Raw genomic sequence first — 13,191 nt, forward strand, 5'->3', positions numbered from 1 at the left:
CACGAGTGGACCGCCGCCGTCGTTGGTTCAGTCCTACGGTGTGGCCGCCGTCACCCGCGGCCATAGGTCCTCCGCCGGCGGAGCCCACACGGCTGGCTCAGCCGTGACCTGTTCGCCCGAGCGGATGTCCTTCACCTGGTGCTCCCCCACGCCCGGGAACCACACATACGGAATCTGGCGCCGGTCCGCGAACTTGATCTGCTTGCCGTACTTCGCCGCCGAGGGGGCAACGTCGGCCGGGATGCCCCGCGCGCGCAGTGTGGCCGCTACCGCGTCACTGGCATCGCGTGACTCCTCATCCGTGACTGCCACCAGCACTGCGGTGGGGACCGGGCGGCTGGCGCGCGCCAGGCCGGCGCCGAGGATGCGCGAGAGCAGGCGGGTAACGCCGATCGACATCCCCACACCGGGGTAGCTGGTGCGGCCATCGGAGGCGAGTGAGTCATATCGTCCGCCGGAGCAGATCGACCCCAGCTGTTCGTGCCCGACCAGGGTCGTCTCGTAGACGCTGCCTGTGTAGTAGTCCAGGCCGCGCGCGATCTTCAGATCCGCCACCACCACACCTGGTGTGCGCCGGCCTGCGGCTTCCACGAGGCGGACCAACTCGTCGAGGCCCTCATCCAGGAGCGGTGTGCGCACACCCAGGGCCAGTACGCGGTCCGCGACGCTCGCGTCGGTGCCGGTGATGGCAGCCAGCTCGAGGCAGGCACGCGCTTGCTCGGCCGAGGCATCGTTCTGCTCGTGCAGGAGCTGGGCCACACGATCCGGACCGATCTTGTCGAGCTTGTCGATCGTGCGCAGTACACCGTCCACATCGGTGAGCCCGAGGCCTTCGTAGAAGCCCTGGGCGACCTTACGGTTGTTCACCTGGATCCGCACCGGCGGTACACCGAGCTCGCGCAGGCGCGTGAACGCGTCGGCGATGACCAGCGGTACCTCCACCTCGGCGTGGAACGGCAACGTCCCCTCACCGACCACGTCGATATCGGCCTGGGTGAACTCCCGGAACCGTCCCTCCTGCGGCCGCTCCCCGCGCCAGACCGACTGGATCTGGTAGCGCTTGAACGGGAAGGCCAGCTGGCCGGCGTGTTCGAGGACGTAGCGCGCAAACGGAACGGTCAGGTCGAAGTGCAGACCGAGCGATTTGTCGCTGGGGTTCTCTCCCTCGTTCTCCGCGTGCAGACGACGCAGCACATACACCTCTTTCGAGGTCTCGCCCTTGCTGAGCAACTGCTCCAACGGCTCGACGGCCCGCGTACTGATCCCGGCGAACCCATGCAGCTCGAAGGTGTGCTGGATGGAATCCAGGACTGCGCGCTCGACGGCGCGGCCCTCGGGAAGCCATTCGGGAAAACCGGACAGGGGTGAGATTCGAGCCATACTGCCCATCTTCCCATCGCCACCGGGTATGGCGGACTCGCCGAGAGTTGTGACCATCCCGTGACCGCGGGTGTTGCGTGCAGGGAATCGGCGTGTGGCAGGCTCAACTAGTATCGGCAAGGTTGTGCCCGCTGGGCGCGACACCGGCGGTGGACATGTGCCCGCCGCAGGTATCACGGCCACGAGGAGGAGTCCGGATTGTCCCCGAGCAAGCGGGAGAAGGAATACGCACGCCGTCGGTACGCCAAGCGTGCGGCCCGCCAGGAGCAGGCCGCGAAGGTGGCTCGGGAGCGACGGATCGTCGGCGCCGTGGTGGTAGCAGTGCTGGCTGCGGTGGTCGTGCTGTTGATCGTGTTGAATCCCCGCGGTGATACCGATCCGGAGGCAACGCCTCCGGCCGAGTCGGAGACGACGGCCACGGCGGAACCGACCGGTGACGAGCTCGAGCCCCTGCCCACCACCCAGCCGCAGACCTACGACACACCTCCTCCGGCCAGCGACTCCCTGGACACGAGTTGGGACGCCGTCATCCACACCAGCGCCGGCGACATCGCGGTGACCCTGAACGGTGCGGACGCCCCTGCGGCCGTCGCCTCGTTCCTGATGCTCGCGGGCGACGGCTACTTCGACGGCACCGGGTGCCACCGACTGCTGCCGGACTCACTGCTGCAATGCGGAGATCCCACGGCCACCGGAACGGGCGGTCCTGGCTACTCCTTCGGTCCGGTCGAGAACGCTCCCGAGGACGACATCTATCCCGCCGGCACCCTGGCGATGGCGCGTCAGGGCAATGACGGCGAGTCGATGGGCTCGCAGTTCTTCCTCGTCTTCGCCGACGTACCACTGCCCAGCGACTCCGCCGGCGGATACACCGTGTTCGGTGAGGTCACCGAGGGACTTGACATCCTCGAGCAGATCGGTGCCGCCGGGACCGTGGACGGCGGTCCGGACGGCCGACCAGCCCAGAACGTGATCATCGAGAGTGTGGACATCCAGTGACCGAGCAGCAGCCCCAGCCCGACCACGACGAGGCGAGCGAGACCGTGAGTAGCGAGCAGCAGCCCCAGGTGCCGACCGAGGCGAACGGGCAGGAATCACCCAACCAGGCCACAGCAGCGGAACCCGCGACGGCCCCCGAGGTGACGGCCACGGCTGAACCAGAGGGCGTCACCGATCCGGTGTCTGCTGCCGAGGCCGACGCCGCAGCCTCGGTTGAGGACGCCGCATCAACGGCAGACGAATCGGCCTCGGATGCGGTGCAGCAGCCGGCTGAGACTGAGGAACCCATGCCTGGCGTGGCGGAACCAACACCCGACGCGGCGCAACCAGCATCAGGCGCTGAGGAGCCAGCACCCAGCACGGAGGCGCCCCCGGCAACGCCGACTCCGGCCCAGGTGCCGAAGCCCTCAGCTATTCCGACGCCGGCGGCCATCGCGCCGAGGACGCGCCCCCGGGCCGCCGGGGCGACGCCGCCGAGTCCCGTCGCGTCACCGGCACCCGAGCCCGGCGCCGTACCCACCTCCCCAGTGACCGACCCGGGGGCACCGCCGATGGATCCAGCGGAGGTGGCGGCCGCCAGCACATTCGGTCGAGTCGCCGATGACGGGACGGTGTATGTCCGCGAAGCTGGCGAGGAGCGCGTCGTCGGACAGTTCCCGGACGTCACCGAAGCCGAGGCGCTCTCCCTCTACATCCGCCGCTACCTTGATCTCAAGGCGCAGGTGGACCTGTTCGAGGCGCGGATCGCACAGCTGACGATCAAAGACCTGGACAGTACGCAGCACAGCCTGGCCGAGGCCCTCGAGGCACCGGCAGCGGTAGGCGACCTGGACGGCCTGCGCTCACGCTTCGATGAGCTCAAGGCGTTGGCGACCGAACGCCGTCGGCAGATCAACGCTGAACGCGAGCAGGCACGTGCGCAGGCGCTCGCCGAGCGCACCACCCTGGTGGAGCAGGCGGAGGAGATTGCCGCCATGGATCCAGCACGGGTGCAGTGGAAGGCCCAGGGGCAGACGCTGCGCGATCTGCTCGATTCCTGGAAGGCCGCACAGAAGGCCGGGCCGAGGATCGACCGCGCCAGCGAAGATGCGCTCTGGAAGCGGTTTGCCGCTGCGCGTTCGACCTTTGACAAGAACCGGCGCCAGTTCTTCGCGGAGCTGGACAAGACCCACGCTGAGGTGAAGCAGGTCAAGGAGCGGCTCATCGAGAAGGCCGAGGCGCTCTCGAACTCCACCGAGTGGGGGCCCACCACGCTCGCCTACCGGGACCTGATGGCCGAGTGGAAGGCATCCGGGCGGGCGGCCCGCAAGGAGGACGACGCCCTGTGGGCGCGGTTCCGTGCAGCCCAGGATGTCTTCTTCGAAGCACGCAACGCCACGAACGCCCAGATCGACGCGGAGTACAGCGAGAACCTGACGGTCAAGCTCGCCATTCTCGACGAGGCCGAGGCGCTCCTACCCGTGGGTGATCTCCGGGAAGCGAAGGCCAAGCTCCGGGATATCCAGGACCGTTGGGAAGCAGCCGGCAAGGTACCGCGGGGTGACGTGCAGCGGATCGAAGGTCGCATGCGCACGGTAGAAGAGGCGATCCGCGATGCGGACCAGAACGAGTGGCGCAGGAAGAACCCGCGCGTGCGCGCTCGCGCTGAAGGCGCTGCCGCGCAGTTGGAGGACGCGATCGCCGGCCTCGAACAAGATCTCGAGAAGGCGCAGGCATCGGGTGACGAACGTGCCATCGCCTCAGCCACTGAGGCCTTGGAGGCACGTCGGGCGTGGCTCGAGCAGGTGCTGCGCGCCGCTGACGACAGCCGCTGAACCCGCCGCCACACCGTGAGGCGGTGCGCACGGGTCAGTGCTCGAGCCGGTCAGTGCTCGAGCCGGTCAGTGTTCGAGACGGTCAGTGATCGAGGCCGGCGGGCTTGTCCGAACGCGATCCGGTGGTCCGGAAGACATCGAACACGCCATCGATATTGCGCACGGCACGCAGCACGTGGCCCAGGTGAGATGGTTCGGCCATCTCGAACACGAACTTCGAGATGGCCACCCGATCGCGTGAGGTGGCGACATTGGCGGACAGGATGTTCACGTGGTTCTCCGAGAGCACCTTCGTGACGTCGGAGAGCAGCCCGTTGCGGTCGAGAGCTTCCACCTGGATCTGTACGAGGAACACACTCTGCACGCCGGGTGCCCACTCGACGTCGATGATCCGCTCCGGCTCACGGCGCAGCGCCTCCACATTGGAGCAGTCCGCCAGGTGCACCGAGATCCCCGCGCCCCGGGTGACGAAGCCGACGATCGGATCGCCCGGCACGGGAGTGCAGCACTTCGCCAGCTTGGTCCACATGTCGCCGGCATCCATACCCCGCACGACGATGCCCGGGTCCCCCACTCTTGTCCTGCGCGTGGTGCCCGGGCGAGTGACCTCGGCCAGATCCTCGTCGTGGCCTTCTTCACCACCGAGCGAGGCAACCAGCTTCTTGACGACGGTGGCAGCTGAGATGTGCCCCTCACCGACGGCGGCATACAGCGCGGTGACATCCGCATAGTGCAGTTCATCGGCCACGGCGACGAAGGTGTTGTGGCTCAGCAGACGTTGCATCGGCAGGTTCTGCTTGCGCATCGCCTTGGCCATCAACGTCTTCCCGGTATCGACCGCCTCCTCGCGACGTTCCTTGCTGAACCAGGAGCGGATCTTGTTCCGGGCCCTGGGACTGTTCACGAACCCGAGCCAGTCCTGACTCGGCCCGGCCCCTTCGGCACGGGAGGTGAACACTTCCACGGTGTCACCGTTGTCGAGTGTGGACTCCAGCGGAACGAGGCGGCCGTTCACCCGGGCGCCGACGGTGCGGTGCCCGACCTCGGTGTGCACCGCGTAGGCGAAGTCCACCGGCGTCGAACCCGCGGGCAATGACAGGACGTCCCCCTTCGGGGTGAACACGTACACCTCCGCCCCGGACATCTCGAACCGCAAGGAGTCCAGGAACTCCCCCGGATCCGCCGTCTCCCGCTGCCAGTCGACCAACTGACGCAGCCAGGGCATATCGTCGGTCTCCGCGTTCGACCGAACGCGCGCGCTCTCCTTGTACTTCCAGTGCGCGGCCACCCCGTACTCGGCCCGGCGGTGCATGTCGTGGCTGCGGATCTGGATCTCCACAGGCTTCCCCGTGGGCCCGATCACGGTGGTGTGCAAGGACTGGTACATGTTGAACTTCGGCATGGCGATGTAGTCCTTGAACCGGCCAGGGACCGGGTTCCACCGCGCATGCAGCGCACCAAGCGCGGCGTAGCAGTCGCGCACCGAATCCACCAGAACCCGCACGCCCACGAGATCGTAGATGTCGGCGAAGTCGCGGCCGCGCACAATCATCTTCTGGTAGATGGAGTAGTAATGCTTGGGTCGGCCCGTCACCGTGGCCTTGATCTTCGCGGCGCGTAAATCCTCGATCACCTGGGTGCGCACCACGGAGAGGAACTCCTCACGCGCGGGAGCACGCTCAGTCACCAGGTGCACGATCTCCTGATAGACCTTCGGGTAGAGCGTGGCGAAGGACAAGTCCTCGAGTTCCCATTTGATGGTGTTCATCCCCAGGCGGTGCGCCAATGGGGCGTAGATCTCGAGTGTCTCGCGGGCTTTGCGTTGCGCTGATCCCGGTGCGACGTAGCGCCACGTACGCGCGTTGTGCAGCCGGTCGGCCAGTTTGATCACCAGCACGCGGATGTCCCGGGCCATGGCGATCACCATCTTGCGGACGGTCTCGGCCTGTGCGGCCTCGCCATAGATGACGTTGTCCAGCTTGGTGACGCCGTCCACCAGCAGGGCGATCTCCTCGCCGAAGTCACGGCGCAGATCATCCAGCGAGTACTCGGTGTCCTCCACCGTGTCGTGCAAGAGGGCGGCCGCGAGTGTCGGTGGCGTCATGCCCAGCTCGGCCAGGATGGTTGCCACGGCCACCGGGTGGGTGATGTACGGGTCGCCGCTCTTGCGCATCTGCCCGGTATGCGCGCGTTCGGCCACCCGGTAGGCACGCTCGATCAGCGAGAGATCGCCCTTCGGGTGGTTACTGCGGACCACCTGGATGAGCGGGTCGATCGCGGCCGGCGGCGTCGCCGCCCGGCCGCCGAAGCGGACCAGGCGGGATCGCATGCGCGCCGGAGGCGTGACCTGGTCAGCGCCCGCCCCGCGCTCGGCTGCGAGATCCTCACTCATACTGTGCCGTCCTGGTCTGAGCACTGCGGTGCCTCGCTTCGGTACACCTCGTACCTCGGCGTCCCTTCGCGGGGGCTCCTCATGCTCATCCAAATATCCTACGCGCCGACGGCGGCCATCAGCCGCCGCTCAGTAGGTCACCAGAGGATGCACGACCCGGCCAGGCAGCTGCTCTCGACCGTGTAGCGCGACAAGCTCGATCAGGAAACCGAGACCAGTCACGGTGGCCCCGGCTCGTTCCAGCAGTCCACAGGTAGCTGCGGCCGTCCCGCCCGTGGCCAGCACGTCATCGAGCACGGCAACACGCGCCCCGGGCCGCACGGCACCTTCGGACAGTTCGATGCTGGCGCTCGCGTACTCGAGCTCGTAGTCAGCGCGCAACACCGGAGGCGGAAGCTTCCCGGCCTTACGCACGGCCACCAACGAACATCCAAGCACCGCCGCCAACGGCGCCGCGAGCAAGAACCCGCGCGCCTCCACCCCGGCCACCGTGTCCACTTCGCCGCCGAACGTATCGGCGAGGTGACCGATCACCGCAGAGAACGCCGTACCATCGGCGAGTAACGGAGTGATATCGCGGAATACGATGCCTGCCTCGGGATAATCGGGCACCGATCGAACCCGCGCCCTGACCAACTCTTCCAGCCCGGGGGGCACGGGTAGAGGACTCATGGTGGCGGCCTCCGGTCCACACCGGGCCACGTGCGCTGAGCAGGAACCCGTGCGGAACCGGACCTCACTTGCGCGGCCTTCCCCGCTTCCGGCGCGGTTGAGCCTCGTGACCCTGGTGGCCTCCGGCCACCAGGCCGCCCGTACCGGCGAGCACTGGCTCGTCCTCGCCGCGTGCATGCGCCTCCTCGAGGGCAGCCTCGCGCCGTGCAAAGACCGTCTGCGTGTGCTCGGCGATCGGGGGACGGCGTGATTCCAGGAACGCGTGCAACGGGGTCGCGATGAAGATCGACGACGCCGTCGAGGCAATCATGCCGATGAACAGTGCAAGTGCGATATCGCGCAGGGTTCCGGCACCCAGGAGGAACGCGCCGATGAAAAGGATGGCAGCGACCGGCAGCACGCCCACCACCGACGTATTGATCGAACGCACCAGCGTCTGATTCACCGCGAGATTGGCGCCCTCGCTGTACGTGTAGCGGGTCTGCTCGCCCAGCTCCGCGGTGTTCTCACGCACCTTGTCGAAGACCACCACCGTGTCGTACAGCGAGTACCCAAGGATCGTGAGGAAACCGATCACTGTGGCCGGTGTGACCTCGAAGCCGATGGCGGCGTAGATCCCGACCGTGAGCACCACATCGTGCAGGAGGGCCACGAGTGCCGCCACTGCCATGGTCCACCTGCGGAAGTACAGCGCCATCACCGCGCTGACCAGGATCAGGAAGATCACCAGCGCCTGCAAGGCTTTGGTGGTCACGTCCTGCCCCCATGCGGGGCCCACGAAGGAGGATGTCACGTCCTCGGGGGCCACGTCATAGGCCTGCGCGAGTAACCCGGCCAGTTCCGTGGTCTCGGTGTCGGTGAGTTCCTCTGTCTGCACTCGGACGCTGTCGCCGCCGACGATGCTCACGCGGGCTACCTGATCGGCGTCAACTCCGGTGAGGACCTCGTGGGCGATGTCCTCCTCAGGTGTGGACGTGCCAGAGACGGTGAACTCCGAACCGCCGCTGAACTCAATACCGGCGTTCAGCCCGCGCACACCGAGTACAAGGATCGACAGGAGAACAAGGACAACTGCTGCCGTGAACCAGCGCCGCCGGTGGCCGACGATGTCGTAGGACCGGCTCCCCGTGTAGAGCTGGTTGCCGAATGTGGCGAAACTCGCCATCACCGCTCACCGTCCTTCGTGCTCGGCCCGGCAGCCGCATCGGCGCGGACATCCGTTGCTGCATCTGGATCCGGTGGATAGTGCTCGCCCTGAACGGAAGCGTCCGGATCCGACTGCTGCTCCCGCTCTGCCCGTGCCGCGAGCTCAGCTGCGCGACGGCGTTCGGCGATCGTCTGGCCACCTGTCGGGGCCTCGGCACTGGTGCGTACCCGTCCACGGCCACGGTAGAGCGGGACAGTGGATCCAAGGTGTTCCGGGTCCAGCCCGGAGAGCCGATGCCCGCCGCCGAAGAATCGGGTGCGCACCAGGAGCTGCATCATCGGATGGGTGAACAGGAACACTACGAGCACATCGATCAGCGTGGTCAGGCCCAGAGTGAAGGCGAACCCTCGCACTCCCCCGACCGCGAGGGAGTACAGCACCACGGCCGCCAGCAGGTTGACGGCGTCCGAGGCCAGGATCGTGCGCTGGGCACGAGCCCAGCCGAGATCCACGGCGTCCTCGAGGCGTCGCCCCTCGCGGACCTCGTCCCGGATCCGTTCGAAGTACACGATGAACGAGTCGGCGGTGATACCGATCGCCACGATCAGGCCCGCCACACCGGCCAGAGAGAGCCGATAGCCGATCAATGACGACAGTCCGGTGATCGCCCCATAGGTGAGCGCACCGGCCATCAGCAGGCTCGCCATCGTCACCAAACCAAGTCCGCGGTACTGCAGCAACGAGTAGAAGACCACCAGCACCAGACCGATCAGGCCGGCGATGATGCCCCGTTCGAGCTGCTGGGCACCGAGCGTGGCAGAGATCTGGTCCTGGCTCTGCACTTCGAAAGTGATCGGCAAGGCACCGAAATTCAGCTGGTTCGCCAGCGCCTGCGTCTCCTCCTGGGTGAACGGATTTGCTGCGCTCCCCTGGATCGACGCCTCGCCACCCGGGATCGGCGTGTCCACGCTGGGAGAGGAGATCACCAAACGGTCCAGCACCATCGCGAACCGGTTCTGACCGGTTCCCGCCAACCCGGCGAGCCGCTCGGTGATGTCGGAGAACACCTCACCGCCGGCGTCGTTGAATGTGATCTGCACGATGTACTCGTTCGTGACATTGCCCTGCTGGTCCACGTACAAGCCGGAGTTCGCGTTCTCGATATCGGTTCCGGCCAGTTCGGAAGGACCGAGGATGTACTTGGCCGTGCCGTCCTCGGCACAGGCCACCAAGGGAGCGTCGGGATCGTCGCCGCCGGCGCCAACCAGGTTGGCGGGATCGGTGCAGTTCAGGCGGTAGAAGTCGAAGAGCACCTGTTCGGTGATCCACGCCGTGTCCGAGGCGCTCGTCGGCTCCGTGGCCGGCTCGTCGGAGAGCTCGCCATCGCCGTCCTGATCGGCTGCGGTCCGGGCCGCTTCCTCGAGTTCTGCCTCCGTGAAGTCAGCGGGATCAGCAGGCTCCTGCGCAGGCTCCTCATCTGCAGCCTCCGGATCCTCAAGCGCCTCCAGAGCGGATGGGTCGATCGGGCCAGGGCCGGCCTCGGTCAGCAACACACGGAATCGCATCTGCGCGCTGCGGCGAACCAGATCGAGGGTCTCCTGAGTCGGGTTCCCCGGTAGCGCAACGACGATGTTCTGCCCGCCCTGGCTGGTGATCTCGGCCTCAGCCACACCGCTGGCGTCCACCCGCTGGCGCATGATGCGAATCGCCTCGGCGATCTGATCCTCAGTCACCTCGCTGCCCTCGGCCGTCGGCTGCAGGATGAGCTGGGTGCCTCCTTCGAGATCCAGGGCGAGGCTTGGGGTGAGCTGACCGTCCGACCACTTGGTCGCCGCGCCCAGGCCCCCGAAGAGTAAGGCGGTGATCACAGCGAGGAGGATCACGGAGCGCGCAGGATGCACCCGATTACGTGTAGCCACTCGTACTTCTTCCTAGCAGGCGCCGACCCTCACGGCCCGGCGGCGGTGGGAACTCAGATCCGGTCGTCCCGGCGCATGTCCTTGAGCTCGTCCCGGGTCTCGAAGGCCGCGTTCCGCGGCTCGTCGGTAGTCGAGGAGGTCTCGCTCACGTGCTCGTCATCCGATTCGGCCAGGGCGTCCTCGTCCTCACCGTCGTCGTCGACGGCGTCCTCATCCTCAATCAGGCGTGCGAGCGCTGCTTTGACGAACTTCAGCTGGGTCCCCGGGCCGGACTCCAAGGTGACCGTCTCGCCCTCGACTGCCACGACCGTCCCGATCAGGCCGCCGATGGTCTGGACCTGCTGCCCCTCGGTGAGGTCGTCTCGAAAGGAGAGCTTCGCCTGCTGCTGCTTGCGAGTGCGCCAGTTCAGGAAGAGGAGAGCACCTAGTCCGACGACCAGGATGATCAGAAATGTGGGATCCATGAGCAGGCACGCTCCAGCGAGTGAGAAGTCAGGTCTTCAGAAGACAACGGTCCGCTCGATTGTAGGTGACCGGCCGCGGGCCACCAACCACCACGTCACTCCCAGAGAGTCGCTGCCGGGTTCGGCGGTGTCAACCCCAGGTGGGCGAAGGCCGCCGCGGAGGCGACGCGACCGCGTGGTGTGCGCACCATGAGCCCCTCCCGGACGAGGAACGGCTCGACCACCGTCTCCACTGTCTCTGGTTCCTCTCCCACGGCCACCGCGACCGTCGTCAGGCCCGTCGGGCCTCCGCCGAACCGCTCGCACAGGGCGCGCAGAACAGCCCGGTCCAGGCGGTCCAGCCCACGCCGATCCACCTCGAAAACGTCCAGGGCTGCCATCGCGGCGGCCAGGTCCAGCGCGCCCGTACCGCGCACCTGCGCCCAGTCCTGGACGCGCCGCAGCAGACGGTTCGCGATCCGCGGTGTACCCCGGGCGCGCGAGGCGATCTGTGCAGCGGCATCGGGGTGTAGTTCAGCCCCGAGTAAACGAGCCGATCGGGTGAGCACCAACTCCAGCTCGTCGTGAGAGTAGAAGTCCATATGCGCGGTGAACCCGAATCGATCCCGCAACGGTGCCGGAAGCAGTCCCGACCGGGTGGTGGCGCCCACCACAGTGAAATGGGGCAGGGAGAGCGGGATGGCAGTGGCGCCCGGTCCCTTGCCGACCACGACGTCCACCCGGAAATCCTCCATCGCGAGGTAGAGCATCTCCTCGGCAGGCCGGGCGAGCCGATGGATCTCGTCGATGAACAGCACGTCCTGCTCCTGCACCGCCGAGAGGATCGCCGCCAAATCCCCCGCGTGTTGCACAGCCGGACCGGACGTGATGCGCAGCGATCCGCCCACCTCGGCGGCAATGATCATCGCCAGTGTGGTCTTTCCGAGCCCTGGCGGCCCGGCGAGGAGGACATGATCGGGCGGTTTAGCGCGTGCATTCGCGGCATCGAGCACCAGCGAGAGCTGGTCGCGCACCACGGGTTGCCCAATGAACTCATCCAGCCGGCGCGGCCGCAGTGCCGCCTCAGCGGCCCGGTCCAGCTCATCGGCCTCGGCGGCGAGCAGGTGGTCCTCATGCTCAGCCACGTCCACCACCGAGATGCAGCAGGGCGGCACGGAGCACGGCGCCGGTGTCCGCTTCGTCCTGGGAGCTATTAGTCAGCACGGCATCGACGGCCGATTCGGCCTGTTTGACCGCCCAGCCGAGCCCCGTCAGAGCCGCCACCACATCGGCGCGCGTACTCGCCGCCGACGCCGTTGCCGGTGTCGGCGGGGCGCCCTCGGTCGCAGGGCCGAGCCGATCACCCAACTCCAGGATGATCCGGCGAGCTCCCTTCTGGCCGATCCCCGGAACGAGCGTGAGTGCCTTGGTGTCTTCAGTGGCCACGGCGCGGCGCAAATCCTCGGGATTGTGCACGGCCAGCATCGCCAGCGCCAGTCGCGGGCCGACACCGCTGACGGTCTGCACCATCTCGAACACGTCACGCTCTTCGGAGTCGACGAATCCGAACAGCGTCATGGAGTCCTCGCGCACCACCAGCGTGGTGGCCAACGTGGCCTCGGCCCCGCTGCGTAGACGCGCCAACGTGCCCGGCGTGGCGTGCACGCGATACCCAAGCCCGCCGGTTTCGAGCACGCAGGCGTCGAGTCCGATATGCGCAACGCGACCGCTCACCGAAGCGATCATGTGGCGATCCTTTCGTGGCCGGGGAGACGATGAGGACGGAACTCGGACACATGTTCGCGAACATCCGTACGAGTGCCGAGACTACCTGCCGCGAGCCACCTGCCGCGCACGACCCGCCGAGCGCGCACGAGCCTCGGCCTGCGCCCACGCGCGCTGCGCCCCGGTCTGCTCCGCTGCGCCGGACTGATGGATCGCACCGACGGCGTGGGCACGCCACGCATGTGTGATAGCCAGCGCCAGTGCATCGGCTGCATCGGCGGGCCGCGGCGCCTGATCAAGCCCAAGGAGCCGCCGGACCATCTCCTGCACCTGAGCCTTCTCGGCCCGGCCGTGACCCGTCACCGCCGCCTTGACCTCGCTCGGCGTGTGCAGGGCCACCGGGATGCCGGCCCTGCTGGCTGCCACCATCGCCAGGCCCGCGACCTGTGCGGTTCCGGTCACCGTGCGCACGTTGTGCTGGGCGAAGACCCGTTCGACCGCCACTGCATCAGGCTCCAGCCGGGTGATCCAGGCATCGATCTCATCTGCGATCATTCGCAACCGAGTGCTGGGGTCATCGCCGGGCTCCGTGCGCGCCACCTGCACATCGATGAGCCGCAGCTCCCGGCCACGGGACTCGACCACGCCGAGACCGCACCGGGTCAGGCCAGGGTCGATGCCGAGAATGCGAAAACTCACA

Annotated in this window: 11 protein-coding genes; 2 read left to right on the top strand and 9 right to left on the bottom strand. The window is 67.2% G+C overall.

All coding sequences use genetic code 11. The features are described from left to right. Positions 1 to 33: 33 nt before the first annotated feature. Positions 34 to 1,380, bottom strand: a complete 1,347-nt coding sequence (hisS, locus tag LQF10_RS09650) for a histidine--tRNA ligase (RefSeq protein ID WP_231063647.1) — start codon at positions 1,378 to 1,380, stop codon at positions 34 to 36. 198 nt (positions 1,381 to 1,578) lie between these two features. Between hisS and LQF10_RS09655 the strand changes: the two genes are divergently transcribed. Both LQF10_RS09655 and LQF10_RS09660 read left to right on the top strand, forming a co-directional pair. Next, on the top strand, positions 1,579 to 2,379 hold the full coding sequence (locus LQF10_RS09655) for a peptidylprolyl isomerase (protein ID WP_231063648.1): 801 nt from the start codon (positions 1,579 to 1,581) through the stop codon (positions 2,377 to 2,379). Continuing rightward, positions 2,376 to 4,193, top strand: a complete 1,818-nt coding sequence (locus tag LQF10_RS09660; protein WP_231063649.1) for a DUF349 domain-containing protein — start codon at positions 2,376 to 2,378, stop codon at positions 4,191 to 4,193. Before LQF10_RS09655 ends, LQF10_RS09660 begins: the two co-directional genes overlap by 4 nt. 82 nt (positions 4,194 to 4,275) lie before the next feature. Here the strand turns inward: LQF10_RS09660 and LQF10_RS09665 are convergent, their stop codons facing one another. From LQF10_RS09665 to ruvC, 8 genes are all read right to left on the bottom strand, one after another. Continuing rightward, entirely contained in the window at positions 4,276 to 6,585 is a 2,310-nt protein-coding gene (locus LQF10_RS09665; RefSeq protein WP_231063650.1) for a RelA/SpoT family protein, read from the bottom strand. 129 nt (positions 6,586 to 6,714) lie between these two features. After that, the gene (locus tag LQF10_RS09670; RefSeq protein ID WP_231063651.1) at positions 6,715 to 7,257 is read right to left on the bottom strand and encodes an adenine phosphoribosyltransferase; all 543 of its coding nucleotides are present in this window, start codon (positions 7,255 to 7,257) and stop codon (positions 6,715 to 6,717) included. Positions 7,258 to 7,321: 64 nt separating this feature from the next. Continuing rightward, positions 7,322 to 8,422 (bottom strand): protein translocase subunit SecF, encoded by a 1,101-nt coding sequence (gene secF / locus LQF10_RS09675; protein ID WP_231063652.1) that lies wholly within the window; start codon positions 8,420 to 8,422, stop codon positions 7,322 to 7,324. Continuing rightward, positions 8,422 to 10,323 (bottom strand): protein translocase subunit SecD, encoded by a 1,902-nt coding sequence (gene secD, locus LQF10_RS09680; RefSeq protein WP_231063653.1) that lies wholly within the window; start codon positions 10,321 to 10,323, stop codon positions 8,422 to 8,424. Before secD ends, secF begins: the two co-directional genes overlap by 1 nt. 53 nt (positions 10,324 to 10,376) lie before the next feature. Beyond that, a complete protein-coding gene (yajC, locus tag LQF10_RS09685) occupies positions 10,377 to 10,787 on the bottom strand; it encodes a preprotein translocase subunit YajC (RefSeq protein WP_231063654.1) in 411 nt (136 codons plus the stop codon). Positions 10,788 to 10,882: 95 nt separating this feature from the next. Continuing rightward, a complete protein-coding gene (gene ruvB, locus LQF10_RS09690; protein WP_435531387.1) occupies positions 10,883 to 11,911 on the bottom strand; it encodes a Holliday junction branch migration DNA helicase RuvB in 1,029 nt (342 codons plus the stop codon). Next, complete coding sequence (gene ruvA, locus LQF10_RS09695; RefSeq protein ID WP_231063656.1) at positions 11,904 to 12,512, bottom strand: Holliday junction branch migration protein RuvA; 609 nt, start codon at positions 12,510 to 12,512, stop codon at positions 11,904 to 11,906. Before ruvA ends, ruvB begins: the two co-directional genes overlap by 8 nt. A gap of 81 nt (positions 12,513 to 12,593) precedes the next feature. Further along, positions 12,594 to 13,190 carry a crossover junction endodeoxyribonuclease RuvC gene (ruvC, locus tag LQF10_RS09700; protein WP_231063657.1) on the bottom strand — a complete coding sequence of 199 codons (597 nt, stop codon included), beginning with the start codon at positions 13,188 to 13,190 and terminating at the stop codon, positions 12,594 to 12,596. Between the last annotated feature and the right edge of the window lies 1 nt (position 13,191).

Origin of the sequence: Ruania halotolerans (genome assembly GCF_021049285.1) — a bacterium.
GTDB lineage: Bacteria > Actinomycetota > Actinomycetes > Actinomycetales > Beutenbergiaceae > Ruania > Ruania halotolerans.

What these genes read in the sequence shown, in the direction of transcription:
- LQF10_RS09665 (WP_231063650.1), bottom strand. Translation starts at nt 6,585, where the DNA reads ATGAGTGAGGATCTCGCAGCCGAGCGCGGGGCGGGCGCTGACCAGGTC.
- hisS (WP_231063647.1), bottom strand. Translation starts at nt 1,380, where the DNA reads ATGGCTCGAATCTCACCCCTGTCCGGTTTTCCCGAATGGCTTCCCGAG.
- secF (WP_231063652.1), bottom strand. Translation starts at nt 8,422, where the DNA reads ATGGCGAGTTTCGCCACATTCGGCAACCAGCTCTACACGGGGAGCCGG.
- LQF10_RS09670 (WP_231063651.1), bottom strand. Translation starts at nt 7,257, where the DNA reads ATGAGTCCTCTACCCGTGCCCCCCGGGCTGGAAGAGTTGGTCAGGGCG.
- ruvA (WP_231063656.1), bottom strand. Translation starts at nt 12,512, where the DNA reads ATGATCGCTTCGGTGAGCGGTCGCGTTGCGCATATCGGACTCGACGCC.
- yajC (WP_231063654.1), bottom strand. Translation starts at nt 10,787, where the DNA reads ATGGATCCCACATTTCTGATCATCCTGGTCGTCGGACTAGGTGCTCTC.